Raw genomic sequence first — 25,690 nt, 5'->3', positions numbered from 1 at the left:
ACCACCACCCGCCCCTCCACCCCAAAGCCCCTGAGCCACACCGTCTTGGCCCCCGCCTTGATGGCGTTGGTGAGGAGGTTGGCGAAGACCTGGTGGAGCCGGTCCCTATCCCCCAAGACCCAAAGGTCCGGGGAAGCCTCCACCAGGATCTGCCCTTCAAAGCTCCTGGCAAACTCCTCCTTCACCTCTTCCAAAAGGTCCAGGAGGCGCAAGGGGGCAGGCTCCAGGCGCCAGCTTCCCGTCTGGGAAAGCTCCAGGAGGTCCGAAACCAGCTTCCCCATGCGCTCCGCCTCCCGCTTCACCACCTCCAGGCTCTCCCGCTGGGCCTCCGTGAGGGGGGTGCGGCGGAGGAGGTAGCCCACATGGCCCAGGATGGCCGTGAGGGGGGTGCGGAGCTCGTGGGAGGCGTCCTGGAGGAAGCGCACCTGGGCCTCGAGGGCCTTCTGCAGGCGGGCCAGCATCCCGTTCAGGGCCCGCACCAGGCTCCCCACCTCGTCCTGGACCAAAGGCTCGGGCAGGGGCTCTATCCGTCGGGGAAGGGCGCCCTCGGGACCCACCAGGGTGCGGGCCTTGACCGCCACCCATTCCAAGGGCTCCAGGGCCCGGGCCAAAAGGGGGCGGAGGAGGAGGAAGGTCAAAAGGAGGACCAGAAGGGCCGTGGCCGCGTAGAGGCGGGCGAACTGGGCCAAGGTGGCCCGCACCCCCTCCACGGGACGGGCCACCAGGAGGAGGCCCTTCCAGGGGGTATCCCCCACCCGCACCTCCACCTTCCGGCCATAGACCAGAAGGCGCAAGGGGGCCCCTTCCCGCGGCAGGGCCACCTCCGTCCAGACCTCCCCCGTCTCCAGAAGAGTTCTGTAGGCCTCCTCCTCAAAGAGGAGGCGATGAACGCCCAGGGCAGGGCTTTTCTGCAGGCTGATCCCCCCCTCCCGCGCCAGAAGGGCGGGGTCCTCCTCCACAATGAGCTGGATCTCCGCGTAGAGGTCCGCTGGGAGCCCCGCCTCCAAAAGGGCCTGCCCCCCCAGGTTGAGGAGGCGGACCACCTGGGCGCTGGCCTCCACCAGGTCCCGCTTCAGGCTCCCCAGAAGGAAGTTCCCGAGAAGGCCGTGGAGGGCTACCCCCAGGAGAAGAAGGGCCACCAGGAGGAGGCCCGTGGTGAGCAGGGTGATGCGGGCGCGGAGGGTCAAGGGGCCTTAGTCCTCCCGGAGCACGTAACCCACCCCCCGGATGGTGTGGATGAGCCTCCTTTCCCCTCCCGCCTCCAGCTTCTTGCGCAGGTAGCCGATGTACACGTCCACCACGTTGCTTCCCCCCTGGTAACCGGGCCAGACCTTCTCCTCTATCTCGTAGCGGCTGAAGACCTTGCCCGGATTTCTCGCCAGGAGCTCCAGGAGCTCAAACTCCTTGTTGGTGAGCTCTATCCGGCGGCCTTGGCGGAAGACCTCCCGGCCCTCGAGGTTCAGGATGAGGTCCGCCACCCGGATCTCGCCGCTGATGGCCGGGGTCACCCGGCGCAGGTGGGCCCGCACCCGGGCCAAAAGCTCCTCAATGGAAAAGGGCTTCACCAGGTAGTCGTCCGCCCCCGCGTCCAGGCCCTCCACCTTGTCCTCCACCCGGTCCTTGGCGGTGAGGATGAGGATGGGCACGTTGGAGGTCTTGCGGATGCGCTTGGCCACCTCAATCCCGTCCATCACCGGAAGCATGAGGTCCAGGATGACCAGGTTGGGGCTCACCTCGCGGAACTTGGAGAGGCCGGTGATGCCGTCGTGGGCCACCTCCGTGCGGTAGCCCTCCGCCTGGAGCTCCAGCTCTATGAAGCGGGCGATGTCCTTCTCGTCCTCAACGATCAGGATCAGAGGGGGTTCCATGCCTCCAGGGTACTCGCTTTCTCATGAGAAAGTAAAGGCGGGCTTAAAGGTAGAGGCTGAGGACCGCGAGGTACATGAACAGGCTTCCCAGGAGGACAAAGAGGTGCCAAAGCCCATGGAAGCCCACCCACCCCGGCCAGGGGTTGGGGCGCTTCCTGCCGTAGACCACCGCCCCCAGGGTGTAGAAAACCCCGCCCAGGGCCATAAGGCCAAAGGTGGGAAGGGCCAGGTCCAGCCGGGGTAGGAAGAAAACGGAAAGCCACCCCAGGCCCAAATAGGCCAGGGTGTAGAGGAAGCGGGGGGCTTTTAGGAAGAAGAGGCGGAAGAGGACCCCGAGCAGGGCGAGGCCCCAGACGAGGCCCAGGGCCCAGGCCCTAGACCCCTCCTCCAGCCCCTCCACCAGAAAGGGGGTGTAGCTCCCGGCGATGAAGAGAAAGATGGCCGCGTGGTCCAGCCGGCGGAGCCAAAGGAGGGCCCGCTCCCCCACCCTAAGGGCGTGGTAAAGGGCGCTGGCCGCGAACATCAGGGCCATGGAAAGGCCGAAGACGAAGAGGGCGGGCCAGGCTTCCCTGGGGGCCAGGAAGAGGAGCAAAAGGCCCCCCACCAGGGCCAGGGGCACACCCAAAGCGTGGCTTAGGGCGTTAAAGGGCTCGCGCAGCACACCCTAGCTTACCCCAAGGCGGGCCTCCAGCTCCGCCACCGTCCGCACCGTGCGGAGAAGGGCATCGGGGTTGAGGCTTAGGGAGTCTATCCCCTTTTCCACCAGGAAGGCCGCAAACTCCGGGTAGTCCGAGGGGGCCTGGCCGCAGATGCCCACCCTCCTCCCCTGGGCGTGGGCCTTCTCTATGAGGAGGGCGCAGAGCCTTTTCACCGTCTCCCGGCGCTCGTCAAAAAGGGGGGCCACCCGCTCCGAGTCCCGGTCCAGGCCTAGGGCGAGCTGGGTGAGGTCGTTGGAGCCGATGGAGAAGCCGTCAAAGAGCTCGGCGAAGGCCTCGGCCTCGAGGACGTTGGAGGGGATCTCCGCCATGACGTAGACCTGTAAACCGTCCTCCCCCCGCCTAAGCCCCCCCTCGGCCATGGCCTCCAGCACCTTGGCCCCCTCCTCCGGGGTGCGGCAGAAGGGCACCATAACCATGAGGTTCTTAAGCCCCATCGCCTCCCGCACCCGCCGCACCGCCGCCGCCTCCAGGAGAAAGCCCTCCTTGTAGTCCGGGTGGTAGTAGCGGCTCGCCCCCCGCCAGCCCAGCATGGGGTTCTCCTCCTTGGGCTCAAAGAGACGCCCCCCAATGAGCCGGGCGTACTCGTTGGTCTTAAAGTCGGAAAAGCGGAGGAGGACGGGCCGGGGGTAAAAGGCCGCGGCGATGAGGGCGATGCCCTGGCTTAGGGTGTCCACGAAGTAGGCCCGCTTGTCGGGATAGGCCTCGGTGAGCTCGTCCACCTGGCGGCGCACCTCCTTGGGCAGGGTCTCGTAGCGGGTGAGGGCCAGGGGGTGGACGCGCACGTGGCTGGCGAAGATGAACTCCATGCGGGCCAGACCCACCCCATCCGTGGGGAGGAGGCTCGCCTTTAGGGCCTCCTCCGGTGTGCCCACGTTCACCAGGATCTGGGTGCGGGTCTTGGGCAGGGCCTCGGGGCGCACCTCCTCCACCTCAAAGGGAAGCCGGCCCCGGTAAACCCGGCCCACCTCCCCTTCGGCGCAGGAAACCGTGACCTCCTCCCCCTCAGGGACCGCCCGTATGGCCCCCACCGCCCCCACCACCGCGGGCACCCCCAGCTCCCGGGCCACGATGGCCGCGTGGGAGGTGCGCCCACCCCGCTCGGTGACGATGGCCGCCGCCTTCTTCATGATGGGCTCCCAGTCGGGGTTGGTGGTTTCCGTGACCAGAACCTCCCCCTCCTGGAAGCGGTCCATCTCTTTGGGGTCTTTGAGAACCCGGGCCCGGCTCGAGGCGATGGCCTCGCCCACGGCAAGCCCCTCCGCCAACGCCTCCCCCCGGGCAAGGAGGCGGAAGACCCGGAGGACCGGGGCCTTCTGGGCGTGGACGGTCTCGGGTCGGGCCTGGACCACGAAGAGCTCCCCTGTAATCCCGTCCTTGGCCCATTCAATGTCCATGGGGGTGGGGGCCCCCCGCTTCCCGGAGTAGTGGTCCTCTATGCGCAAAGCCCAGTCCGAAAGGAGAAGGGCTTCCTCGTCCTTGAGGGCAAAGGTGTTCCGCAGGTAGGCGGGGGTGGGGCGGTTTTTCAGGCGGCCTTCCTCCGGATCGTAGGCCAGGGTGAGCTCCTTGGCCCCCAGGCGCTTGGCCACCAGGGCCTTGTAGCCCTGGCGTAGGGTGTCTTTGTGCACGTAGTACTGGTCGGGCCCCACCCGCCCCTGGACGATGTTCTCCCCCAGGCCGAAGATGGCGGTGAGGTAGACGAAGCCCCGGTGGCCGGTGTCCGGGTCCAGGGTGAAGATGACCCCGCTGGCCCCCCGGTCTGCCCGCACCATGCGCTGGACCCCCACGGAGAGGGCCACCTTCAGTTGGTCAAAGCCCATGTGGGCCCGGTAGCTGATGGCCCGGGCGGTGAAGAGGCTGGCCATGGCCCGCTTCACGTGGAGGAGGAGGTCCTCCTCCCCTTGGACGTAGAGGTAGCTCTCCTGCTGGCCAGCGAAGCTGGCGGTGGGGAGGTCCTCCAGGGTGGCGCTGGAGCGCACCGCCACGGGGAGGGCCTCCTCCCCTGCCCGCTCGCTTAAGGCCCGGTAAGCGGCGAGGATTTCCGCCTTAAGGTCCTCGGGGTAGGCCCCCCGGAGGATGAGGTTCCTAAGGCGGCGGCTTGCGCTTTGGAGGGCCTTGGGGTCCAGGAGGTCCAGGGCGGAAAGCTCCCGGGCCAAGGCCTCTTCCAGGCCATTGGCCTCCAGGAAGTAGCGGTAGGCCTCGCTGGTGGTGGCGAAGCCCTCGGGCACCCTCACCCCTAGGGGGGTGAGGGCGCGGATCATCTCCCCCAGGGAAGCGTTCTTCCCCCCCACCAGGGGCACGTCCTCGAGGCCCACCTCCTCAAAAAACCGGACCCACCTCACGGCACGCCTCCTTTCTTTAAGGCCTCCTTAAGGATGGCCTCCTCCTTCTCCCCCTCGTACATGGCCTCCTCTGTGAGGAAAAGCCGGTGGGGCAGGGCCAGGAGGGCCGCGTCCCTAAGCTCCTTCCAGTCCACCAGGGGCTTGTTCCGCAGATAGGCCAGGGCCTGGGCCAGGGCCAGCCAGGCCTTGGCCCCCCGGGGGGAGAGGCCCATGCGGAGCCTCCGGTCTTCGGAGAGGAGGAAGGCCACGTTCACGATGGCCTCTAGGGCCTCCTTGGCCACCCGCACCCCTTGGGCCTCCCTCCGGGCCTGGAGGAGGTCCACCCCCTGGGGCTCCGGAAGGGCCGGGGCCTCGGTAAGGATGCGGAACCAGACCTCGCGCCTGGGGGGGCGGAAGGGGATCTTGGCCATGAAGCGGTCCAGCTGGGCCTCAGGTAAGGGGTAGGTGCCCTCCAGCTCCAGGGGGTTTTGCGTGGCCAGGACGAAGAAGGGCTCGGGCAGGGGGTGGCGCACCCCCCCCACGGTGACCGCCCCTTCCTGCATGGCCTCGAGGAGGGCGGACTGGACCTTAGGAGGGGCCCGGTTCACCTCGTCCGCCAGGACCACCTGGGCGAAGAGAGGCCCCTTTACGAACACAAAGTGCCCCTCTCGGAAGACCTCGCTCCCCGTGAGATCCTGGGGGAGGAGGTCGGGGGTGAACTGGATGCGCTTATGGGTAAGGCCGCTTGCCCGGGCGAAGCCCTCCGCAAGGAGGGTCTTCCCCAGGCCCGGCATGCCCTCCAAAAGGGCGTGCCCCCCGGCGAGGAAGGTGGCGAGAAGGGCCTCTATGACCTCCTCCTGGCCGAAAAGCACCCGGGAAAGGGCCGCCCTTAGGGCCTCCACTTAGGCCTCCCGCCTTTCCTGCACGATCTTCTGGGCCAGGTGGGGGGGCACCTCCTGGTAGTGGCTGAACTCCAGGGTGTAGGCCCCAGCCCCTCCAGTGAGGCCGGGAAGAGCCTTGTAGTACTCCAGGACCTCCGCCAAAGGCACCTCCGCCTGGACCACGCTTAGGGCGCCGTCCTGCTCCATGCCCAGGATCCGCCCCCTCCTGGCCTGGAGGTCGGAGAGGATGTCCCCCACCCGCTCCTGGGGGGCCACCACCTTAAGGCGGTAGATGGGCTCCAAGAGGGTGGGGCTTGCCATCTCCATTACCTTCTTGAAGGCCATGCTGGCGGCGATCTGGAAGGCCAGGTCGGAGGAGTCCACCTCGTGGTAGGAGCCGTTATAGACGATGGCCTTGAAGCCCATCACCGGGTAGCCCGCTAGCACCCCCTTCTTCGCCGCCTCCAGGATGCCCTGCTCTATGGCCTCCTGGTACTTGCTGGGGATAACCCCGCCGGTGATGCGCCACTCAAAGCTGTACTCGGGGGCAGGCTCCAGGCGGAGCCACACGTCCCCGTACTGGCCGTGCCCTCCGGTCTGCTTCTTGTACTTGCCCTGGCCCTCGGCCACCTTCTTGATGGTCTCCCGGTAGGGCACCTTGGGCACGGAAAACTCCACCTCCACCCCGTAGTCCAAAAGGCGCTCCCGGGCGGTGGTGAGGTGGAGCTCCCCGTGGCCCCAAAGGAGGAACTCCCCGGTCTCCTCCTGGCGCTCCAGCTTGAGGCTGGGATCCTCCTCCAAGAGCTTCCTTAAGGCCTCCCCCAGCTTGGCCTCGTCCGTGCGCCCCTTGGGCCTGAGGGCCACAGGCACGTTGGGCTCGGGCAAGCGGGCAAAGGGCACGGCCTCGCTCTCCGGCCTTTCCCCCTGCCAAAGAACCATCCCCCGGTGGAGGCTTTCCGCCTTGGGGAGAGCCAGAATGTAGCCCGCCTCCGCCCGCTCCACCTCCAGGAGATCCTTGCCCATGGGCACGTAGAGGTGGGGCAGGCGCACCGGCCCCGCCCCGCTTTGGAGGGTGTCGCCAGGCAGGAGCTGGCCCCGATACAGGCGAGCGTAGGCCACCTGGCCCATGAAGGGGTCCACCTGGACCTTGAAGACCTTGGCCAAGGGGGGGCCTTCCCTGAAGCGCTCCTCCGGGGAGGGGAGGGCCTCCAGGATGAGGTCCAAAAGGGGCAGGACGCCGATGCCCGTAAGGGCCCCGGCAATGGCCATAGGGTAAAGGAGGCCCCGGCGCACCGCCTCGTGGAAGGCCTTTTCCAGGGCCTCCCCCGTGACCTCCTCCCCTTCCAGGTACTTTTCCAGAAGGCCCTCGTCCGTCTCCACAATGGCCTCGAGGACCTCCTGCCGGTAGCGCTCCGCCCGCGCCCTTTCCGCCTCGGGGATCTCCGCCTCCACCTCCTTGCCCCCCTGGTAGCGGTAGGCCTTGCCGTGGAAAACGTCTATCAGGCCCACCCATTGCCCTCCCTCATACATGGGCAGGTCTATGGGAAGGATGGAGCCTAAGGTGGCCCTTAGGTCCTCCAGGAGGGCGTAGTAGTCCCCCCCCTTGTCCAGCTTGGTCACCACCACCATGCGGGGAAGGCCGAGCCTTTCCGCCACGGTCCAGGCCCTTTCCGTGCCCACCTGGACCCCGCTTTCCGCCGAGACCGCTACCAAAGCGGCGTCCGCTGCCTCCAACGCCCCCCGGATCTCCCCCACGAAGTCCCCGTAGCCGGGGGCATCCAGAAGGAAGACCCGGTGCCCCCGATGCTGCAAGGGAACCACCCCCGTGCGCACCGTGGTGCGGTGGAGCTTGGCCTCGGGGGTGTAGTCCGTGGTGGTGGTGCCCTCCTCCACCCGGCCCATCTTATCCTTGGCCCCGGTTGCAACGAGCAGGGCTTCCGTGAGGGTGGTTTTGCCGCTTCCCGCATGGCCCACCAGGGCGACGGTTCGGATCATGGTCCCTCCTTCTTGGTGCCCATAGTATAGGACGGAAGGAGGGCGTTTTGTCCCAGGCCATCTACATCCCGAGACCCCTTCTGGAGGAAACCCGGGCCCATCTCCTCAAAGAAGCCCCCCGGGAAGGGGTGGGGCTTTGGGGGGGCAGGCGGGTGGTGGAGCGGGTTCTGCCCCTTCCCAACGTCCACCTCAGTCCCCTCACGGGCTACCTGGCCGAGCCCAGGGCCCTTCTCAGGGCCCTCAAGGCCCTGGAGGCGGAAGGGATGGAGCTTTTGGCCATCTACCACTCCCACCCCAAGGGCCCCGCCCTCCCAAGCCCCACCGACCTCCGGGAGGCCCGCTGGCGGGTGCCCTACGTGATCTTTGGCACCGACGGGGTAAGGGCCTTCCTCCTCCCCGAAGGACGGGAGGTGCCCCTATACCTCCTCGAGGCCCCTTAGGGTGGAGAGCAAGGCCTCGTGAATGCGGCCGTTGGTGGCCACGATGTAGCGGTGGCCCAGGCGGTAGGGCTTGCCCTCCAGGTCGGTCACCCGCCCCCCCGCCTCCTCCACCAAAAGCCAGCCCGCGGCCACATCCCAGGGGTTCAGCTTCACCTCCCAGAAGCCTTCTAGCCGGCCCGCGGCCACGTAGGCCAGGTCCAGGGCTGCCGCCCCAGGCCGGCGCACGAGAAGCCCTTTTCTCAAAGCCCTTTCAAAATAGGTGAGGTTCTCCGGGTCCTTGGCCACATCGTAGGGAAAGCCCGTGGCCAGGAGGCTTCCCAAAAGCTCCGCCCGCCCCGTAACCCGGATGGGGCGGCCGTTGAGGTAGGCCCCTTCCCCCCTTAGGGCGAAGAAGACCTCCTCCCGGGCGGTGTCCATGACCAGGCCCATCTGGATGGCCCCTTCGGCCTCGAGGGCGATGGAAACCCCGTAGAAGGGGAAGCCGTGGGCGTAGTTCACCGTGCCGTCCAAGGGGTCCACGATGAAGCGGAAGGTGCCGCTCCCCTCGCTCCCCCCCTCCTCCCCGAAAAAGCCCGCCTGGGGGAAGCGGGCTAGGAGGAGGGCCTTTATGGCCTCCTCCGCCTCCCGGTCCGCCTGGGTGACGAGATCGGTGGGGCCGGACTTGGTGCCCTGGGTGAAGCCCTTCTCCAGGTAGTAGCGGTGGATCCCCATGGCTAGGTGGGCGGCCTCTAGGGCCGCTTCCAGGTGGGGGTAGTAGGGGTGGCGCCGGTTCATCCCCTTATCTTAAGCTGGGCGAAGAGGGCCCTTAGCTTCTTCGGGCTCTTTACTCCAGGGCTCTCCTCCACCCCGCTGGAGAGGTCCAAAGCGTAGGGCCCAAGGGCCAGGACCTCCTCCAGGTTTTCCGGGGTGATCCCCCCCGCCAGGATGATGCGCAGCCCACGCCCCAAAAGGGGCCGGGCCCAGTCCCGGGGGTAGGCCTCCCCGCTCCCCGGGGCGCGGCCGTCCAAGAGGAGGGCCTGGGCGGGGTAGTGGGCCCAGTCGGGCCGCGCCGGCCCCTCCAAGCGGAAGGCCTTGATCACCGGGTAAAACCGCCCCACGGCCTCCGCCCACTCCGGGGGCTCGTCCCCGTGGAGCTGGGCCACCTGGAGCCGGGCCCGGTCCATGAGCCTTAGGACCTCCTCCGGAGGCTGGTCCTGGAAGACCCCCACCCGCACCACGAAAGGCCCTAGAGCGCGCCCCATGGCCCAGGCGGCCTCCGGTTCCACCCGCCTTTTGGACCGGGGGGCGAAGACGAAGCCCAAGGCCCAGGCCCCTAGCTCCTCCGCCAAAAGGGCATCCTCCAGGCGGGTGAGACCGCAGATCTTGACCCGCATAGGCCCAGCCTGGAGGATGCCTCCCTTGGCCGTCAAGAGAGGAACCGTCAAGAGAGGAAGGTGTATACCCGGTAAAAGGTGGCCGCCACGATGAGGAGGCCGAAAAGCTGCCTCATCCTATGGGGTGGAAGATAAAGGCCGGTGAACCTCGAGCCCAGGTAGCTCCCCACAGCCCCCGCCAGAACCAAGGCTAGGGTAAGGGCGGGGTCCAAGCGGGCGGTGGCCAAGTGGGGAATAAGGCTAGAAAAGGAAGAGGGGGTTACGGCCAAGGCGTTGATGGCCGCGGCCCGCTTGGGCTCGTGCCCGGTGAGGACAAGGGCGGGAAAGAGCAAGAACCCGGAGCCCACCCCCAAAAAGCCCGCCACCACCGCGATGGGAACCGCCAAAAGGAGGGCTAAGGGAAAGTTCTCCCGGGGTAGGGTCCGTTGGGAAGGGCGGAAAAGGTTGAAGGCCAAGTAAACCACCGCCCCCAGGTAAAGGAACCACACCCAGCGCACAGGCACCGCCTGGACCCACCAGGCCCCTAGGGGTGCGAAAAGGGTGGTGACCAAGGCCAGAACCAGGCCCTTTCTCCAGTCCAAAAGGCGGCTTTGGGCAAACCCCACCACCGCAAAGGCCGCGGTCACCCCGTTGAGGAGAAGGGCCAGGGGCTGGACCTGGTGGACCAGGTCTTCCAGAAAGAAGGAGAGAAAGGGCACGGCGGCAAAGGCCACCCCCAGGCCCAGCATTCCGGAAACCAGGGAAAGGACGAAAAGACCAAGGGCCATCCCTAGCATAAAACCTCCTCTAGCTCCACGGTCATGGGAACGGCCCCGACCGGGGGTTAGGCCTTCCTGGCCTATGCCCGGATCTCAGCCCCGGATGGCCTTTACCCGCACTTGGAATACCCACAGGCCTTACAAGACCAGCACCCCTCCTCCCGCACCAAGGCCTTTTCCCCACAGGAGGGGCAGGAAGAAGCCCCCTCCAAAAGGGTTTCGCCCGCCATCAGGCCCCCCCCTGAGAGGGCTGGCCTTTCCCAAAGGCCCTCGAGGAAGGCACCCTTCAGGTCCTTAGGCAAGGTCTCCAGGGCCACGGCAATGAGGTCCGCCTTGCTGGACACCAGCCGCCCCTGATAGGTACCGTAAAGCCCTCCGCTGATGCCCCTCAGGGTGCGCACCAAGGCCTCCGGGGGCACCCCGTACTGGAGGGCGATGGAGACCACCCGGCCTAGGGCTTCAGAGTCGGCGTTGGCCTCGTCCCCCGCCTTGCCCGAGGTGAGGATGACCTCAATGGGCTTCCCCTCCAGGACGTTCACCGTGATGAGGAAGCTCCGCTTGGTCCCCTCGGGGGTGAGGAGCTTGACCATATCCGTGAAGCCCATAAGCCGCCCAGGACGCTCGTAGAGGAGACCGGTGGGCTCGGGGAGCTTGGGAGGGGCCTCGGTGTCGGTGGGCTCAGGGGTTTCCTTCGCCTCCTTTTTGGCCGCCTTATCCTCCTTCTTCACCGCAAGCACCTGGAACTCCCGGCTTCCATCCCGGTAGACGGTGATGCCCTTGCACCCCGTGCGGTGGGCCTCGAGGTAGGCCTGGAGGACGTCGTCCACGCTCGCCTCGTTGGGGAGGTTGATGGTCTTGGAGATGGAGTTCCCAGCAAAGCCCCGCCCGTCAAAGGCCCGTTGCACGGTGGCCTGCATCCTTACGTGGTCCAGGGGAGAGATGTCGTGGGCGGAGCGGAAGACCCCCCGGATGGGCTCGGGGATGAAGGGGAGGTTCTGCACGGAGCCGTGCCCATCCTTCTGGATCTCCTCCACCACCTTCGCCCAGTCCCAGCCTCCGTCCTTCTCGAAGCCGGGGGCAGGAGGGTAGGCCTCCATGAGCTCTTTGAAGAGGGGGTGGAGGAGGGGCTTGTACTCCGCCCCGATCCTGCGCCAGATGAAGGGGCTGAACACGGGCTCCACCCCGGAGGACACCCCCATGATCATGCTGGTGGTGCCGGTGGGGGCCACGGTGAGGAGGGCCACGTTGCGCCTCGGCGGGATCCCCTTTTCCCGGAAGAAGGCCTCGTGCTCGAGGTAAGCGGGGAAGGGACCCCGCTCCTTGGCGAGCTCCTCGGAAGCCCTAAGGGCCTCCTCCCGCATGGCGGAGATGATCTCGTAGACCTTGGCCCGAGCCTCCTCGGAGTCGTAGGGCAGGCCCATCTTGATGAGAGCATCCGCCAGGCCCATCACCCCAAGGCCCAAGCGCCTTAAGGCCTTGGCCTTGGCCTCGTTGTCGGGCAGGGCAAAGCGGTTCACGTCCAGGACGTTATCCAGGAAGCGGATGGCGGTGTGGACATCCTCCCGGAAGGCCTCGAGGTTGAAGGCCCCTCCCTCCACGTAGGCCGCAAGGTTCAAGGCCCCAAGATCGCAAGGTTCGCCCACGGTGAGGGGGATCTCCCCGCAGTTGTGGGCAACGATACCATTGGCTACCAAGCTGTGGGTTACTGGCTCGGTCAAGTCATAAACCGGCACCTCGCCCGCAGGCTCTACCCTCGCCACCGTAGCCCAAAAGGGCTTTTGATAGGTTCCCTTCCGGCGCTTATCCAAGTAAGCCAGAAGCCGGGCCTGTTTCTCAGGCTGCAGAAAACCCACCACCTCAGCAAAAAGGTCTCTGTTCTGGGCTCCTAAGATCAACTCGTAGTGCTCGGCCACTGGATAGGTCTTTAACCCGCCCCGCCCATCGGGAAGCGCCTTAACCCCGGAGGTGCGGCGCTTATGGATCTTCCCCCAAATGCCAAGGTTCAGGAGGAGGAGTTGAACGTCTTGAAGGAGGCCCAGGCTAGAGGAAGCGAGGCGCACCGTGGCATCCTGCTTTTTCTCATTGATTTGGACCGAGCCGTCCGCACTGAAAAGGCCTTGGAGGAATCCCACCACCGCTTCCCGTGGCGCCCGGAAAATGCTTTCCGGAACGCGTTTTTCCGTGGCCTTGGCCACCTTGAACCCAAGGGCCTGGAAGAACTCCGCCGGTATCCGCCTGAAGTGAAGATGGTAGGTGTTGGAAGGGGTCTCTTGAAGCGAGCCTCCACCGAACCAATCCTGCAAAAGATCAGGGAGCCAAGAGATAGCCCGGAAATCCTCCTTGGAGAAATAGAAGCCGACCCCATCCTCCCGCAGGTACCCATCTCCCAAAAGCCAACCCAGGGCCACGCCCAACTCCCGGCTCCAGCGGGTAGGCAAGTTGGCGTACTTAGCCTTCACATCGACCCGGCCTCGCCCACCCCGACCTCCCGCAGTGGCCACACGCTCTTGGAGCCGAAGGACGGCGGCTTGAGGAAGCGCATCTTCCTTAGAGAAGAGCCCTTCACCACTTTGAACAAGAAGGCGATCCCCTGGGCGAAGACTCCCCGCCTCCTTATACCCCTTAGGGGTAATAAGGAGGTGATCCGGCGTCAGCACAAGTTCCAACCCCTCCCGTGTGGCCAGGCGAACCACGGTCTTGACCCCAGTGAAGAAAGCCATGGCCGCCTTACGAGCCGTGGTACCTTCACGGCGAAGGGGCAGACCCACCCCTCCAAGGGGCGCGCGGTTATCTGTGACCACATAGAAGTTCCCCTTGCCCTGTAGCTCGGCAATAGGAACGAGACCGTACTCGGTGGAAATCCGCACGGAACCTGCGAAACACGGGTTAGTTGAACGGATTACGAACTCAGGATCAAGTCCATTGACGGCGGAAAAGGCGTTCACCCGGTCAATGAAGATGAGCCCCGGCTCCCCCGTAGCCCAGGCGTGCCAGGCGATCTCCCGGAAAAGCCAACGCGCAGGAACCCCGCCCTCGTAAATGGGCACCGCCTTGGCCCCGTCCTCCCTTTCGGGGAGAGGGGGAAGCATCCCCTTGTACTCGCCTTCCAGGGGATAGGGGTAGTACTTCCCGGGGATCTCCTTGGGGTGAACGGGCCAAAGCCCGTCCCGCTCCACGGCCTCCATGAAGTCCTCCGTGGCCAGGATGGAGATGTTGAAGGTGGAGATGTCCCCTTCCGCCCTTTCCCGGTCCAGGTCCTTGGCGGTGAGGAAGTCCAGGACATCTCCGTGGTCCACGGAGAGGGTGGCCATGCCCGCGCCCCTGCGGGTGCCCCCCTGCCTCACCACCCGGAGCACGGGCGCGTAGACGTAGCGCAGGGTGGCTACAGGACCTGCATGCTCGGCACCCAAGGAGGCCCACTCCAGGAAGTTGTCGAAAAGCTCGACGAGGAAGCTTACGGGACCAGAGCTCGTGCCCCCAGAGCCCCGGATAGGCGAGCCCTCAGGGCGGAGGAGGGAGAAGTCCACGTGGGGGACCCTTCCCGAACGGGCCTGGCAGGCCGCCTCAGCCGCGGCGTCCACGATGCCCCCCATATCGTCGGGGACGAGGATGGCCCCTTCAGGGGGTGCGTCCACCACCTTCACCCCGTTCTCCCGGGCAAGGGCCATAAGCTCGGGGTCCGGCTTGCCGTAGAGGACGCGCAGGAAGTTCTTTAGGGCCACCTTCTCCTTCTCCCCCTCGGGGTTGGTGGGGGGGCGCATGAGGCCTAAGACGAAGTCCCGGGCATCCTTGTGGTCCGCCCGGAGGTAGGCCACCCCCTGGACAAACCGGCGCCCCTCTCTCTCCCTGGGGGGGTAGGGGTCCAGGTTGACCCCGTTCCCCCCGCCCACCTTGGTGACCAGGGCGAGCTTCCTCGCCACCTCCATAACCCCCTCGAAGCTCTCGGGGAGGTGGTCCGTGGCCCCTTGGACGAAGCAGTTCAAGAGATTCCCGTGGGCCGTGCCCGCTCCCGCCAGGATCCTCCCCCCAGGGGAGAAGCGCTTAGAGGCCATGAGCTGATAGAACTTCTCCTCCCAGTGGGCCCTAGCCTCAGGGGCTTCCACCTGGGCGATCTCCCGGGCCACCCGGCGGAACATGCCGAGGATGTCCCCGTCCCCCTCTTGCAGGTACTGGCGCTTGGCGATAGCCTGGGCGTGCTCGTCAAAGAAATACCTTTCCATAAATCCTCCAGAAGGCACCCTGCCCCTCGGGGCTTCACCCCACATCTTGGGGCTGACGCAGTGGATACTACAACTTCTTGGTGGGGGTTGGCAAGGAGGCGGGTTTACAATACGCCCCCTGCCGTTGACGAAGCCCTCTTTTCCCCCAAGAATGGGAAGGATGCGCGCCGCCTTCCGCACCCTAGGGTGCAAGGTCAACCAGGTGGAGACGGAGGCCCTCCTGGGGTTCCTAAAGGCCCTAGAGCCCGAGGTGGTGCCCCTCGAGGCCGGCGGGGCCGAGCTTGTGGTGATCAACACCTGCGCGGTGACCACCACCGCGGAGGCCGACGCCCGCAAGGAGATCCGCAGGGCCCGGCGCCTGAACCCAGGGGCCTTCATCGTGGTCACGGGCTGCTACGCGGAGCTTTCCGGGGAGGCCCTAAAGGAACTCGGGGCGGACGCGGTGGTGCCCAACGCCCGCAAGGGCGAGCTTGCCAAGGTGATCCTGGAGCACTTCGGCCTCCCCTCGGACCCCATCACCACCCCCCCCAACGAGTTCTGGGGCGCGGGGGAAAGGGGGCTTTTGAATAGCCGAGTCCGGGCCTTCTTGAAGGTGCAAGACGGCTGCCAGGCGGGCTGCGCCTACTGCATCATCCCAAGGCTAAGGGGCAAGGAGCGCCACCGGAACCACAAGGAGGCCCTGGCCGAGGCGGAAGCCCTCCTCCGGATGGGCATCCGGGAGATCGTCCTCACGGGGGTGCGGCTTGGGAGCTACCAAGGCCACCCCAGGGGCCTTGCGGGCCTGGTGGAGGACCTATACCACCTGGGGGCCAAGGTCCGGCTCTCCTCCATTGAGCCCGAGGACACGGGGGAGGACCTCCTAAAGGTCATCGCCCGGTACGCCCCCGAGGTCCGCCCCCACCTCCACCTCTCCCTGCAGACGGGCTCGGACCGGCTCCTTAGGCTCATGGGCCGCCGCTACGACAAGGCCTACTACCGGGCCCTGGTGGAGCGGGCCTACGCCCTCATCCCGGGCTTCGCCCTCACCACGGACGTCATCGCAGGGCTTCCCACGGAGACCGAGGAGGAGCACCGGGAAACCCTGGCCTTCCTGGAAGAACTACGGCCGAGCCGGGTCCACGCCTTCACCTACACCCCCCGTCCCAAGACCCGGGCCGCCTCCATGCCCCAGGTGCCCGTGGAGGTGAGGAAGCGCCGCACCAAGGAGCTCATCGCCCTGGCCCAGCGCCTGGCGGAGGAAAGGATCCAGCCCAAGCTGGGGCGCGAGGTGGAGGTCCTGGTGGAGCGGGTGCAAGGGGGGGTGGCCCTGGGCCACACCCCGGACTACTACGAGGCCCGTTTATGGGGCCCCGCCCGGCCCGGGGCCACGGTCCTGGCCCGGGTGGAGGGGGTGGAGGGGTACACCCTTTTGGGGATGGTGGTGGGGGTGAAGGAGGAGGCTCCCCTGGCCCTCCCCGTCCTCTAGAATGGGGCCATGGGCTGCGTCTTCTGCCGCATCGTGAGCAAAGAGGCCCCCGCGCGGATGGTCTACGAGGACGAGGCCTTTGTAGCCTTCCACGACATCCGCCCCAAGGCCCCGGTCCACGTGCTGGTGGTGCCCAAGGTCCATGTGGCAACGCTCTCGGACTACCCGGACACGGAGGAGGGGGAAAGGGCGTTGGGGGCGCTTTTTCGCACCGCCAACCGGGTGGCCCGAACCCTAGGCCTTAGGGGCTACCGGCTTACGGTCAACGTGGGGGAGGAGGGGGGCCAGGAGGTGTTCCACGTGCACGTGCACATCATGGGCTGGCCCCGCTGAAGGCATCCAAGGGCCTTAGGTCCATCCCCAAGGCCTCGAGGCGAAAGGTCCCCTCCCCCACCTCCAGGACGAGGAAGTGGTGGGCCGCGGCCCGAGCCCGGCTATAAGCCAGAGGGCGCAGGGGCGCCCTAAGCCAGGCCCCGCCCCCGCCCGAGACCACGTGGACCACCCCCTTGGCCTCGAGGCGCTCGTAGTGGTGGTCGTGGCCGGCCAGAACCAGGGGCACCCGGTGGGCAAGGATCAGGGGCTCAAAGAGGGCCCGCAGGATGGGGCTTCCCCCGTGGAGGCCGGAGGAGTAGAGGGGCCGGTGGAGGAGGAAGAGGCGCAAGGAGGCCTTCTCCCGGGAAAGCTCGGCCTCGAGCCAAGCCCGCTGCCCCGCCAGGTCCCCCTCGGTGTAGAGGACGTAGACGGCCAGACCGGGGAAGCCCACCCGGTAGTAGGGCCGTTCCCGTTGAAAGCGGCGGAGCTGGTCCCGTAGGTGGGGCGCGTCGTGGTTGCCGAAGGCGGGGTAAAGGGGCACCGGGGGAAGGTCCTTCAGGTAAGCCTCCACCACCTCACCCCGGGGGTAAAAGTTGTCCCCCAGGGTGAAGAGAGCATCCAGGGGATGGGCGGCGTGGTAGGCCCTAAGGGCCGCCGCCACCTGGCCCCTTCCGGGGGTGGGCGCGCCGAAATCCCCCAGGAAGGCCAGGCGCAGGGCCAAGGCCTGGGGTAGGAGGAGAAGGACGAAAAGGAAAACCCGCACTTAGGCTTCCGCCGCCCCGTGGGGCTTGAGGCTGGCCTCCTCCACCCCCGCCTTCTCCACCACCTCCTCCGCCACCAGGATGGGGGCGCCGGCCCTCAAGGCCAGGGCCATGGCGTCCGAGGGGCGGGCGTCCACCTCCAGCTCAATCCCCCGGTGCTCCAAGATAAGCCGGGCGTAGAAGGTACCCTCCTTTAGGTCCACGATCTCCACCCGCTTCAACCGGGCCTGGAGCATCTCCATCACCGAGAGGAGGAGGTCTGGGGTTAGGGGGCGGGGGGGCTTTTCACCCTGGAGGGCCACCACGATGTGATGGGCCTCCAAAGGACCGATCACGATGGGAAGGAGCTTGTCGGTCTCCGTCCTGAGCAGGACCACCACGCTGCCGTTTTGGGGGTCCACGCCCAGGGTTTCAATCTTGGCGTTCAGCATACCCTCAGTATAGACTGGCGGCGTGAGGACTTACCCTGTGGAGATCGCTGGGGTGAAGCGCGAACTCCCCATCGTCCAGGTGGGGCCGGACGTGGCCGTGGCCCTCCTTAACCTCCTCGGCGACACCGAGCTCACCGAAGCCGCGGCCGAGGCCTTGGCCCAGCGCCTACCCCAGGAAGTGGAGGTCCTGGTCACCCCTGAGGTCAAGGCCGTTCCCCTGGCCCATGCCCTTTCCCGCATCACGGGCAAGCCCTACGTGGTGGCCCGGAAGACGGAAAAGCCCTACATGATCAACCCCGTAAGCCGCCAGGTCCTTTCCATCACCACGGGCAAACCCCAGCTTCTGGTCCTGGACGGGGCCGACGTGCCCCTCATCCGGGGGAAGAAGGTGGCCATCGTGGACGATGTGGTCTCCACCGGTTCCACCCTGGCAGGCCTAAGGGAACTGATTGAGAGCGTGGGGGGGGAGGTGGTGGCGGTGCTGGCGGTGTTCACCGAGGGGACGCCCCGCCAGGACGTGATCGCCTTAGGCCACCTGCCCCTATTCAAGCCGGAATAGGAGGTCTTTTATGGAAACCTACCCCATCAGCATCGGCGGCGTGACCCGGCACGTGCCCCTCATTGAGCCCCTGCCGGGACGGCGGATCCCCCTGGTGGAGTTTTTGGGGGACCCGGAGCTCGTGCGGGCGGCCGCGGAGGCCCTGAAGCCCCTGGTGCCCCAGGAGACGGAGGTCCTCTTCACCACGGAAACCAGCCCCATCCCCCTTACCCACGTACTGGCGGAAACCCTGGGCCTCCCCTACGTGGTGGCCCGGAGGCGGCGGCGACCCTACATGGAGGACCCCATCATCCAGGAAGTGGAAACCCTCACCCTGGGCGTGGGGGAGGTGCTCTGGCTGGACCGCCGCTTTGCGGAGAAGCTCCTCAACCAGAAGGTGACCCTGGTCTCCGACGTGGTGGCCAGCGGGGAGACCATGCGGGCCATGGAGAAGATGGTCCTGAGGGCAGGAGGCAAGGTGGTGGGGCGGCTTGCCGCCTTCCGGCAGGGGACGCCGGGCCTCGAGGTGGCCGCGGTGGCCGATCTCCCTGTGCTCTAGGGGCTTTGGTACGGGCACCTTACTGGCCGGCATCCAGCAGGGGCTGGCCGGGCACGTGGATCTCGGCCCTGAGACCCAAGGCCCGGGCCACCCGGACGTTTTCCGGGTCGTCATCCAGGTAAAAGACCTCCCTCGGGGGAATGCCTAGGTCCTGGAGGGCCAGGAGAAAGGCCCGGGGGTCGGGCTTGGCCACCCCTAAGGTGCAGGAAGCGTAGAAGCCGTCCACGTACTCCGCTAGGCCGTGGTGGGCCAGGCTCTCCCGGAGGCTCGGCAGGGTGTTGGAGAGCACGCCCACCTTGAGGCCCTGGGCCTTTAGGGCCTTCAAGAGGTCCAAGGCCCCAGGCGCGGGACGCATGAAGTGGTAGTAGCGCAAGCCCTGCACCTTGGCCAAGGGCGCGCGCAGCTCCCGGACCGCCTCCTCAGCCAGGGCCCGGAACAGGGCCTCCTCCTCCACCACGGTACGGACGGAAAGGGCCCGCACCTCCTCGTTGATCCACCGCACCGCCCGGGCAAGGAAGGCCAGAGCCCGCTCCTTGCCCATCCCGTAGGCCCCAAGATCCAAGGCCTTCCGGTAAAGGGCCTCCTCGTCCATGAGGAGGAGGACCCCGTCCCGGTCCAGGAGGACACCCCGCATGGCCCAAGTCTAGCAGCCCCCATCCTCCCCTTCCCCGTCATCTGACCCCAGGGCGGGGAAGACCCCTTTTTCCGTGGCCAAGAAGTCCACCCTCCGGTCCCAGGGGTCCCGGGGCAACCTGGGGAAGAGGAGGGCCTCGGGGACCACCCCAAGGGTGGTGGCCCTAACCCCCTTCAGGAAGCGGTCGTAGTAGCCCTGGCCGTGGCCCAACCGGTACCCCTGGCGGTCAAAGGCCAGGCCCGGCACCACCACCAGGTCCAAAACCCGGGGGTCCACCGGGGGGGTGGTGGGCTCCAGGGGGCCAAAGGGCCCCGGAAGGAGGGGGCCAAAGGGGTGGACGGTGAGTCCCTCCCCCGCCACCTTGGGCAGGTAGTAGCGGGCGGGGTAGCGCTCCAAAAGGGGAAGAAGGTCCAGCTCGTGGGGAAGGGGGTGGTAGAGGAGGATGTCCCCAAAGCCCCCCGCCCTAATCCAGGGGAGGAGGACCTCCAGCACCGCCTCTGAAAGGGCCTTCCGGTCCAGGGTCCGCCACAGGGCCTTGGCCTTCTTGCGCAGGGCGGCCTTATCCATAAAGCCCCTCCAAGGCGGCCTCCAGCTCCTCTGGGCTGAAGGGGACCACATGGGAGGCGCGGAGGTAGACCAGCCGGGCCTCCGCCTCCACCCCCCAGGCCTCGAGGACCGCTTTCCGGTACAAGGCGAGCTGGAAGCGGTAGGCCTCGGGGCGGACCTCCCTGTCCGTCTTGTAGTCGTCCAGGTACCAGCGGTCCCCCACCTGGTAGAGCCGGTCCAGGACCCCGTACCAGACCGTGCCCCCAAGGGGGAGGAGGAGGGGAAGCTCCGCGTGGTCCTCCGAGCGGGCCTCGAGGGGAGGAAGGGCCCGTCCAAGGAGGCCCCGGTAAGCCCCAAGGAGGGCCCTCACCTCCTCCAGGAGGGCAACCCGCTCCCCTTCCCCAAAGGGCAGGGCCACCTCCTGGCCGAGAAGCCCCGCCATGGCCTTCTCGTCCTCGGGGTCCAGGTGGCGGGCGATGGCGTAGTGGACCAGGGTCCCCACCGCCCGGGCCCACTCGGGCAGGGCCTCCCCTTCGCCCAAACCCTCCACGGGCTCGGCCTCCGCCTTGAGGTGGGCGGAAGGGGAGAAGACGGGGGGGCGGGGCTTGGCCTCCCCTTGCCAGAGGGCGTAGGGGGCGGGGCGGGGGGCCTGGGGGGGCTGGGAGATCCGGGGCGTGGGGGGGATGGCCTCCAGGGGGTGGGTCTGGACCCAGGGGTCCTTGGAATCCGGACCCAAGCCCAGCTGGAGCAGGGCCTCCGCCCAGGGGCCGGGCCGCCTGCTGGTGCTCCCCGTGAGGATGAGCACGTCCCGGGCCCGGGAAAGGGCCACATAGAGGAGCCTAAGGGCCTCCTCCCTCTCCGCTTCCCTGGCCTCCTTCAGGAGGCGCAGGTAGGGCTCGGTCCCCCGGAGGGCCACCCGCCCCTCCCCGTCCACCAGAAGGGGCGGGGCATCCCCGGAGGGCCCCCGGCTCACGTCGTAAAGGGCCACCACCCGCCACTCCAGGCCCTTGGCCCCGTGGACGGTGAGGAGGGCCACCCCCTGGCCCCCTTGGGGAAGCTCGGCGGACTCGGGGTCCTTGGCCCTAAGCTCCAGCCAAAGGAGCAGGTCTTCCAGGGTGGGGAACCGCTCCCCCGCGGCCAGGAGGAGGAGGGCGTCCAGGTTGGCCCGGGCCCTTTGGGAGATCCGCCGCAAGAAGCCCTCGTCCCGGGCCAAGCGCTTCAGGGCCTCCAGGGGGGGAAGGAGGGCCAGGGCCCGGAGCCTTTCCAGGGCCTCCTGCACCTCCTTGGGCAGGTGGGGCCAGGGGTCTTCCGCCCGGAGGGCCTCCTCCAAGGCCCCGAGGTCCAGACCCAAAAAGGGGCTTCTAAGGAAAGCCAGGAGGGAAAGGCGTTCCTCTTGGCCATAGGGCCTTTCCGCCAGGGCGAGCCTCAGGGCGTGGTAGAGGTCCCGTACCTCAGGACGGGCGAAGAAGCTCTGCCCCCGCCCGCGCACGAAGGGGACCCCCGCCTCCCTCAAGGCCCCCTCCAGGGTAGGCAGGCTGGTGCGGGCCCGCACCAGGACAGCCATCTCTCCGAAGGGAACCCCCTCCTCCTTGAGGGCCAGAAGCCTTTGGGCCAAAAGGCGGGCCTCCGCCTGGCGGGCCTTCTCCAGGCTTCCCCCCTTGACCCAGTGGACCTCCACCCGGCCCTCCTCCGTCCGCACCCCCTCCACATGGTTCCCTTCCCCCTCCTGGAAAAAGCGCCCGGTGAAGCGGTTGAGGAGGGCCACCACCTGCCTGGCGTGGCGGTGGGTGCGGTTTAGGGTGCGCACCTCCCCCGCGCCCCTTTGGGCCTCCAGGAAGACCTCCAGCCGGGCGTTGCGGAAGAGGTAGATGGACTGCTTGGGGTCCCCCACGGCCACCACCCGCACCCCCGCCTCCTCCAGGGCGCGGAGGAAGCTGCCTTGGAGGGGATTTACGTCCTGGAACTCGTCCACCAGGAGGTGGGAGAAGCGCTCCGCCACCCGCCTTAGGGCCTCCGGGTGGCGGAGGAGGCAGAGGGCCTTGGCCTCGAGGTCCTGCGGGCCCAAGGCCTCCTGGGTGCGGGCGCTGTAGCGGGCAAGGGCCTTGCCGTAAAGGCCCAAAAGCCCTTCCGCCCCCCCAAGGGGGGTAAAGGCCTCCGCCAGGGAGCGCCGCTCGTAAAGCTCTGCCAGAAGCCCGGCCAGCTCCTCGGCCTCCGAATGGCCCCCCAGGAAAAGGAGGGTCCGGGCCTCCTCCAGGAAAAGGGCCCGGGCCAGGAAGCCGTCCATCACCCGGAAGTCCGGGTCCAGACCCAGGAAGGGGGCGGTATGGCGCAAGGCCTCGGCCATAAGGCCGTGGAGGGTGGTGAAGAGGGCTCCGTGCACCTCCCTTAGGGCCTCCTGGGCCCAGGGGGCCTCACGGCGGTCCTCCAAAAGCCGCCGCGCCCTGGCCCTAAGCTCCTCCGCGCCTTTGCGGGTGAAGGAGACCGCAGCCACCCGCCGAAGCGGCACCCCCTCTTTCAGGAGGGCCTCGAGCTCCTTCATGAGGGTTTCTGTCTTGCCTGTGCCCGCGGAGGCCACATAGAGCCTCATCCCGCCTCCTTTCGGCAGATGTCGCGGAAAGCGCAGCCAAAGCAGGCCGAGCCTGGCCGGGGATGGAGGGACTGGGCGGACCAGGCCCGAAAGGTCTCCAGGGCCTCCCGGCGCACCTCCAGGGCCTGGTCGGGAAGCGTCCCGTCCTGCCCCTTGCGAAAGGGTTTGGCGTAGAGCTGAGGCTCCCCCAGCCAGGGCCAGAGCCAGACCTCCACCTCCTCCGCCCCCGAGGCCAGGAAGGCCCCCACCGCGTACCACTCCGTCCAGCGGTCCAAAGCCCCCTTCCCCTGGGGCAGGAGCCGAAAGAGACGGACCCGCCCTCCCTCCCGCCCCACGGCATCCAGGCGCAGGGTGGGCACATCCTTCACCGTCCAGGGCACCCAGAAGCGCAAGGCCTCCCAAAACCTTTGATGCCGCTTTAGCCAGGGGCCCACCTCGGGGTGGGCGAGGAGGGCCTCCAGGCGGTGGGGCAGGAGGTGCCAGCCGAGGCCGTCCGCCCGCCCCAGGCCCAGGTGGTGGAGGTAGGCCTTGAAGGGGCAGTCCTTGAACACCCGAAGGAGCTCCAGGTGCCGAGGGGGCCCCTTGGCCTTGGGGGGAGGGGGGGCGAAGGGCTCTTCCGGGAGGGCCTCGAGGCGGCTTGCGGGGGGGAGGGGCTCGGGCCTTTCCCCCTGGGCAAGGGGCAGGTAGCCGCCCCCGAGCCCCGCTTCCGGATAGAGGAGGTAGACCTCCTCCCCCCGACTCGCCACCTCCTCCCGGAAAAGGGGGTCCAGGCCCCTAAGGCGCTTGGGGAGGCGGTAGGGGTCAAACCCCTCCGCCCGGAGCTCCTCCAGGAAGAAATAGTCCTCCCGCTCCCCCAGGGTGTACCGCCCCTCCACCCACTCCAGCACATAGACCCGCCGGGCCCGCACCCCCAGGGCCCTCAAGGGGGGGAGGACCGCCACCCCCCGGATAGGGGGTGGGGGCAGGGTTTCCTCCAGGAGGAGGCTCCGCCACCAGGGGAGGGGGTCCCCCGGGCTTACCCGCAAGGCCATGCGCAGCCTCTCCAGGAAGAGGGGCTTGTGGGCCACCCCCAGCCGGTCCAACACCCCTTCTGCCCACTCCAGGTACCCGGCCCGGCCGAGCCCCTCTTGGGGCCTCAGGCCCAGGAAGGCCCGGAACTCCTCCTCAAGCCCCTCCTCCCGCGCCAGCTTCTCCAGGGCAGGAAGGCCCACCAGGCCGAGGCGAAGGGCCCTCCTGCCCAGGGCCTCAAACCCCAGGAGGAGGAGGTCGGCCCCCGTGGGGTGGGGGTTCAGGAGGGCAAGAAGCCGCTCGCCCCCTTCCAGGGCGGAAAGGGCCCCCTCCCGCCCCTCGAAGAGGGGAAGGCCGTACTCCTCCTTGAGGAGGAGAAGCCCGGGGATGCGCTCCTCGGGGGCCACCACCATGACCTCAAAGGGGTCAAGCCCCTCCCCCCCAAGCGCCCGGGGGGCCAGGGCCCGCTTGAGGGCCCTAAGGAGGTGGCGGGTCTCCGCCACGGGGTTGGGCAGGGCCCAGACCGTGGGCCTAAGGGGCCTTGGGGAAAGGGTCTTGAAGCGGGGCAGGCCCTCCGGGAGGCGCACCGCGGTGAGGAGGACGGGCACCTTCTGGCTTAGGCGCTTTAGGAAGAGGAGGTCCAAGGGCCCCACCTCCCGGAAGCCGTCCACCACCACCAAGGCGGGCTCAGGGAAGAGGTGCAAAGGGGCCTTTAGGGCCCGGTGGCGGAAATCGTCGTAGTCCCAAAGGCCCCGCTTGAGCTTCTCGTAGAGGAGGAAAACCCGCCGAAGCCGCCCCGCCTCCCCCTCCTTGGGCAGGCCCCAGGGCCCAAGGCCGAAGCGCTTGAGCTCGGCGATGGCCCGGGCGAAGAGCCGGGCCTCCCCAGGGGCAGGGATGGCCCCATAGGCCTCCTTCAGGGCCTCCCCCACCAGGGCCACCCGGCCCGCCCCCGGCAGGAGGGGCCTCAGGCCGCCCGCCTCGGCGTGGAGGCGGTAGTAGAGGGCCTGGAAGGAGAGGAACTCCAGGCCAAGGAGGGCCTCCGTCCCCAGCCTCCGGAACACGTAGGCCCGCTGGTGGGGCAAGCCCACCCACCAGACCCGGCCCCGGACCTTGAGGACCTCCTGGGCCCGGGCCAGGGCCAGCTCCGTTTTGCCCGAGGCGGGGGGGCCCTCCACCGCATAGAGCCCAGGCTCCATATAGGCCCCATCCTAGCGGAAACCCCGCTAGGGAGGGGGTTCGTCCAGAAGGGGCACGGGGTCCATCCTGAAGTCCAGGCGCAACACCCCCACCACCCGGCCCCGGTGGAGGACCAAGCAGCGGTACTCCCCTTCCTGGTGGAGGACCCGCCGGGCCAGGGTGAGCTCGGAGAGGAAGGGAAGCGGGCGCTTGGTCACCCGCCTTCCCCGCAAGGGCCCCGCGTAGGGCAGGGGGCGGTTGCCCTCGAGGGCGAGAAGGAGGTAGGGCCGCTCCCGGCCCAGGAGGGCCAAAAGGGCCCCGTCCTCCCGGTAAAGGGCCTGGACCTCGAGGGTCCGCAAAACCCCGAGGCACCGGGCCAGAACGGCCTCGGGCCGAGCCTCGGGGAAGGGACCGCTTTGGCTAAGGGCCCAAAGGCCCAAAAGGGGGAGGAGGAACGCCCACAGACGCACGGCCCTCCCCCTCCCCTACCCCCTTAGAAGCCCCGCTCGGCGGAGATGAGGGCTAAGGCAGCCCGGGCCAGGAGGGCGGCCTTCGGGGGCTCCTTCTCCTGCCGGGCCTTGGCCTCGGCGATGAGGTCCTTTACCAGGGGGTCTTGGCCCCGGTAGTAGCCTAGCTCCTTCTCCGCCCGGTCCACCAGGGCCTGCGCCGGAGCCCCATAGCCGCCCCTCACCCCGGGCACAGGGGCCTGGGGAGGCAGGCCCATCCTAAACTGCCCCCCCTTAAAGCCCATGCCCCGGTGGTCCCAGCGCCCCATCCCCAGCCGGCCCCGGCCCATCCCCACCTTGGGAGGCTGGGTGGGGGCGGAGGCCGCCCGGAAGAGGTGGAGGGCCGCCTGGGCCTCCCGGGCCGCCTTGAAGTGGGCCCCCTGGGCGTAGTCCCTCTCCGCCCGGTCCTTCAAGGTCTTGGCCCAGGTAAGGAGCTTCTCCTCCCCTTGGGCGCCCTGGGCCACGGTCTGGAGCCGGGCAAGGAGGGCCGCCGAAAGGGCCGCCTGCCGGTAGTCCGGGCTGGTCCCTTGGGCCACACCAAGGCCCGCCAACAGGAGAGCCGCCGCCAAAAGTTTCCGCATGCCCATCACCTCCA

General features: G+C 67.8%; 23 protein-coding genes. 5 read left to right on the top strand and 18 right to left on the bottom strand.

From position 1 onward, the window contains the following. From WKI94_RS03475 to WKI94_RS03450, 6 genes are all read right to left on the bottom strand, one after another. Positions 1 to 1,187: HAMP domain-containing sensor histidine kinase (locus WKI94_RS03475; RefSeq protein ID WP_337844387.1), on the bottom strand; the 1,187-nt coding region annotated here is incomplete at its 3' end. Positions 1,188 to 1,193: 6 nt separating this feature from the next. Continuing rightward, the gene (locus WKI94_RS03470) at positions 1,194 to 1,868 is read right to left on the bottom strand and encodes a response regulator transcription factor (RefSeq protein ID WP_337844385.1); all 675 of its coding nucleotides are present in this window, start codon (positions 1,866 to 1,868) and stop codon (positions 1,194 to 1,196) included. A gap of 43 nt (positions 1,869 to 1,911) precedes the next feature. Further along, the gene (locus tag WKI94_RS03465) at positions 1,912 to 2,529 is read right to left on the bottom strand and encodes a hemolysin III family protein (protein WP_337844384.1); all 618 of its coding nucleotides are present in this window, start codon (positions 2,527 to 2,529) and stop codon (positions 1,912 to 1,914) included. Positions 2,530 to 2,532: 3 nt separating this feature from the next. Further along, the gene (ppsA, locus tag WKI94_RS03460; RefSeq protein WP_337844383.1) at positions 2,533 to 4,926 is read right to left on the bottom strand and encodes a phosphoenolpyruvate synthase; all 2,394 of its coding nucleotides are present in this window, start codon (positions 4,924 to 4,926) and stop codon (positions 2,533 to 2,535) included. Next, positions 4,923 to 5,807, bottom strand: a complete 885-nt coding sequence (locus WKI94_RS03455; protein ID WP_337844382.1) for an AAA family ATPase — start codon at positions 5,805 to 5,807, stop codon at positions 4,923 to 4,925. Before WKI94_RS03455 ends, ppsA begins: the two co-directional genes overlap by 4 nt. Continuing rightward, positions 5,808 to 7,781: an elongation factor G gene (locus tag WKI94_RS03450; protein ID WP_337844381.1), complete on the bottom strand. Its 1,974-nt coding sequence runs from the start codon at positions 7,779 to 7,781 to the stop codon at positions 5,808 to 5,810. A gap of 47 nt (positions 7,782 to 7,828) precedes the next feature. On the opposite strand from WKI94_RS03450, the gene WKI94_RS03445 reads away from it, so the two are divergent. Next, entirely contained in the window at positions 7,829 to 8,221 is a 393-nt protein-coding gene (locus tag WKI94_RS03445; RefSeq protein ID WP_337844380.1) for a M67 family metallopeptidase, read from the top strand. Here WKI94_RS03445 and WKI94_RS03440 read toward each other — a convergent pair. From WKI94_RS03440 to WKI94_RS03425, 4 genes are all read right to left on the bottom strand, one after another. Further along, on the bottom strand, positions 8,198 to 8,995 hold the full coding sequence (locus WKI94_RS03440) for an inositol monophosphatase family protein (RefSeq protein ID WP_337844379.1): 798 nt from the start codon (positions 8,993 to 8,995) through the stop codon (positions 8,198 to 8,200). The genes WKI94_RS03445 and WKI94_RS03440 overlap by 24 nt on opposite strands. After that, positions 8,992 to 9,594: a phosphoribosylanthranilate isomerase gene (locus tag WKI94_RS03435; protein WP_337844378.1), complete on the bottom strand. Its 603-nt coding sequence runs from the start codon at positions 9,592 to 9,594 to the stop codon at positions 8,992 to 8,994. Before WKI94_RS03435 ends, WKI94_RS03440 begins: the two co-directional genes overlap by 4 nt. Positions 9,595 to 9,641: 47 nt before the next feature. Continuing rightward, on the bottom strand, positions 9,642 to 10,370 hold the full coding sequence (locus WKI94_RS03430) for a sulfite exporter TauE/SafE family protein (protein ID WP_337844377.1): 729 nt from the start codon (positions 10,368 to 10,370) through the stop codon (positions 9,642 to 9,644). Positions 10,371 to 10,462: 92 nt separating this feature from the next. After that, positions 10,463 to 14,572 (bottom strand): LAGLIDADG family homing endonuclease, encoded by a 4,110-nt coding sequence (locus tag WKI94_RS03425; RefSeq protein WP_337844376.1) that lies wholly within the window; start codon positions 14,570 to 14,572, stop codon positions 10,463 to 10,465. A 160-nt stretch (positions 14,573 to 14,732) separates the two neighbouring features. Between WKI94_RS03425 and WKI94_RS03420 the strand changes: the two genes are divergently transcribed. Together WKI94_RS03420 and WKI94_RS03415 are read left to right on the top strand one after the other, a co-directional pair. Beyond that, complete coding sequence (locus WKI94_RS03420; protein WP_337844375.1) at positions 14,733 to 16,037, top strand: MiaB/RimO family radical SAM methylthiotransferase; 1,305 nt, start codon at positions 14,733 to 14,735, stop codon at positions 16,035 to 16,037. Between the two features lie 9 nt (positions 16,038 to 16,046). Continuing rightward, positions 16,047 to 16,370 carry a histidine triad nucleotide-binding protein gene (locus tag WKI94_RS03415; protein ID WP_337844374.1) on the top strand — a complete coding sequence of 108 codons (324 nt, stop codon included), beginning with the start codon at positions 16,047 to 16,049 and terminating at the stop codon, positions 16,368 to 16,370. Here WKI94_RS03415 and WKI94_RS03410 read toward each other — a convergent pair. Continuing rightward, complete coding sequence (locus WKI94_RS03410; RefSeq protein WP_337844373.1) at positions 16,351 to 17,112, bottom strand: metallophosphoesterase; 762 nt, start codon at positions 17,110 to 17,112, stop codon at positions 16,351 to 16,353. The two genes, WKI94_RS03415 and WKI94_RS03410, sit on opposite strands and share 20 nt — an antisense overlap. Beyond that, on the bottom strand, positions 17,113 to 17,541 hold the full coding sequence (locus WKI94_RS03405; RefSeq protein WP_337844372.1) for a bifunctional nuclease family protein: 429 nt from the start codon (positions 17,539 to 17,541) through the stop codon (positions 17,113 to 17,115). 22 nt (positions 17,542 to 17,563) lie between these two features. On the opposite strand from WKI94_RS03405, the gene WKI94_RS03400 reads away from it, so the two are divergent. Further along, positions 17,564 to 18,100, top strand: coding sequence for a phosphoribosyltransferase family protein (locus WKI94_RS03400; RefSeq protein ID WP_337844371.1), 537 nt, complete (start codon positions 17,564 to 17,566; stop codon positions 18,098 to 18,100). 10 nt (positions 18,101 to 18,110) lie between these two features. Continuing rightward, positions 18,111 to 18,638 (top strand): adenine phosphoribosyltransferase, encoded by a 528-nt coding sequence (locus WKI94_RS03395; RefSeq protein WP_337844370.1) that lies wholly within the window; start codon positions 18,111 to 18,113, stop codon positions 18,636 to 18,638. A gap of 19 nt (positions 18,639 to 18,657) precedes the next feature. Here the strand turns inward: WKI94_RS03395 and WKI94_RS03390 are convergent, their stop codons facing one another. The 6 genes from WKI94_RS03390 to WKI94_RS03365 are packed head-to-tail and all read right to left on the bottom strand — an operon-like array spanning position 18,658 to position 25,676. Next, positions 18,658 to 19,272: an HAD family phosphatase gene (locus WKI94_RS03390; RefSeq protein WP_337844369.1), complete on the bottom strand. Its 615-nt coding sequence runs from the start codon at positions 19,270 to 19,272 to the stop codon at positions 18,658 to 18,660. 9 nt (positions 19,273 to 19,281) lie between these two features. Continuing rightward, entirely contained in the window at positions 19,282 to 19,839 is a 558-nt protein-coding gene (locus WKI94_RS03385) for a 5-formyltetrahydrofolate cyclo-ligase (RefSeq protein WP_337844368.1), read from the bottom strand. Further along, a complete protein-coding gene (locus WKI94_RS03380) occupies positions 19,832 to 22,405 on the bottom strand; it encodes an ATP-dependent DNA helicase (RefSeq protein WP_337844367.1) in 2,574 nt (857 codons plus the stop codon). Before WKI94_RS03380 ends, WKI94_RS03385 begins: the two co-directional genes overlap by 8 nt. Beyond that, positions 22,402 to 24,609, bottom strand: a complete 2,208-nt coding sequence (locus tag WKI94_RS03375; protein ID WP_337844366.1) for a hypothetical protein — start codon at positions 24,607 to 24,609, stop codon at positions 22,402 to 22,404. Before WKI94_RS03375 ends, WKI94_RS03380 begins: the two co-directional genes overlap by 4 nt. A gap of 27 nt (positions 24,610 to 24,636) precedes the next feature. After that, positions 24,637 to 25,029 (bottom strand): hypothetical protein, encoded by a 393-nt coding sequence (locus WKI94_RS03370; protein ID WP_337844389.1) that lies wholly within the window; start codon positions 25,027 to 25,029, stop codon positions 24,637 to 24,639. 53 nt (positions 25,030 to 25,082) lie between these two features. Beyond that, positions 25,083 to 25,676, bottom strand: a complete 594-nt coding sequence (locus WKI94_RS03365; protein WP_337844365.1) for a hypothetical protein — start codon at positions 25,674 to 25,676, stop codon at positions 25,083 to 25,085. Positions 25,677 to 25,690: the final 14 nt, after the last annotated feature.

Origin of the sequence: Thermus sp., from assembly GCF_037444525.1 — a bacterium.
Taxonomy (GTDB): Bacteria; Deinococcota; Deinococci; order Deinococcales; family Thermaceae; genus Thermus.
This window is presented reverse-complemented; position numbering and strand designations above follow the sequence as displayed.

What these genes read in the sequence shown, in the direction of transcription:
- WKI94_RS03470 (WP_337844385.1), bottom strand. Translation starts at nt 1,868, where the DNA reads ATGGAACCCCCTCTGATCCTGATCGTTGAGGACGAGAAGGACATCGCC.
- WKI94_RS03450 (WP_337844381.1), bottom strand. Translation starts at nt 7,781, where the DNA reads ATGATCCGAACCGTCGCCCTGGTGGGCCATGCGGGAAGCGGCAAAACC.
- WKI94_RS03440 (WP_337844379.1), bottom strand. Translation starts at nt 8,995, where the DNA reads ATGAACCGGCGCCACCCCTACTACCCCCACCTGGAAGCGGCCCTAGAG.
- WKI94_RS03435 (WP_337844378.1), bottom strand. Translation starts at nt 9,594, where the DNA reads ATGCGGGTCAAGATCTGCGGTCTCACCCGCCTGGAGGATGCCCTTTTG.
- WKI94_RS03430 (WP_337844377.1), bottom strand. Translation starts at nt 10,370, where the DNA reads ATGCTAGGGATGGCCCTTGGTCTTTTCGTCCTTTCCCTGGTTTCCGGA.
- WKI94_RS03425 (WP_337844376.1), bottom strand. Translation starts at nt 14,572, where the DNA reads ATGGAAAGGTATTTCTTTGACGAGCACGCCCAGGCTATCGCCAAGCGC.
- WKI94_RS03420 (WP_337844375.1), top strand. Translation starts at nt 14,733, where the DNA reads ATGCGCGCCGCCTTCCGCACCCTAGGGTGCAAGGTCAACCAGGTGGAG.
- WKI94_RS03415 (WP_337844374.1), top strand. Translation starts at nt 16,047, where the DNA reads ATGGGCTGCGTCTTCTGCCGCATCGTGAGCAAAGAGGCCCCCGCGCGG.
- WKI94_RS03405 (WP_337844372.1), bottom strand. Translation starts at nt 17,541, where the DNA reads ATGCTGAACGCCAAGATTGAAACCCTGGGCGTGGACCCCCAAAACGGC.
- WKI94_RS03395 (WP_337844370.1), top strand. Translation starts at nt 18,111, where the DNA reads ATGGAAACCTACCCCATCAGCATCGGCGGCGTGACCCGGCACGTGCCC.
- WKI94_RS03390 (WP_337844369.1), bottom strand. Translation starts at nt 19,272, where the DNA reads ATGCGGGGTGTCCTCCTGGACCGGGACGGGGTCCTCCTCCTCATGGAC.
- WKI94_RS03385 (WP_337844368.1), bottom strand. Translation starts at nt 19,839, where the DNA reads ATGGATAAGGCCGCCCTGCGCAAGAAGGCCAAGGCCCTGTGGCGGACC.
- WKI94_RS03380 (WP_337844367.1), bottom strand. Translation starts at nt 22,405, where the DNA reads ATGAGGCTCTATGTGGCCTCCGCGGGCACAGGCAAGACAGAAACCCTC.
- WKI94_RS03375 (WP_337844366.1), bottom strand. Translation starts at nt 24,609, where the DNA reads ATGGAGCCTGGGCTCTATGCGGTGGAGGGCCCCCCCGCCTCGGGCAAA.
- WKI94_RS03365 (WP_337844365.1), bottom strand. Translation starts at nt 25,676, where the DNA reads ATGCGGAAACTTTTGGCGGCGGCTCTCCTGTTGGCGGGCCTTGGTGTG.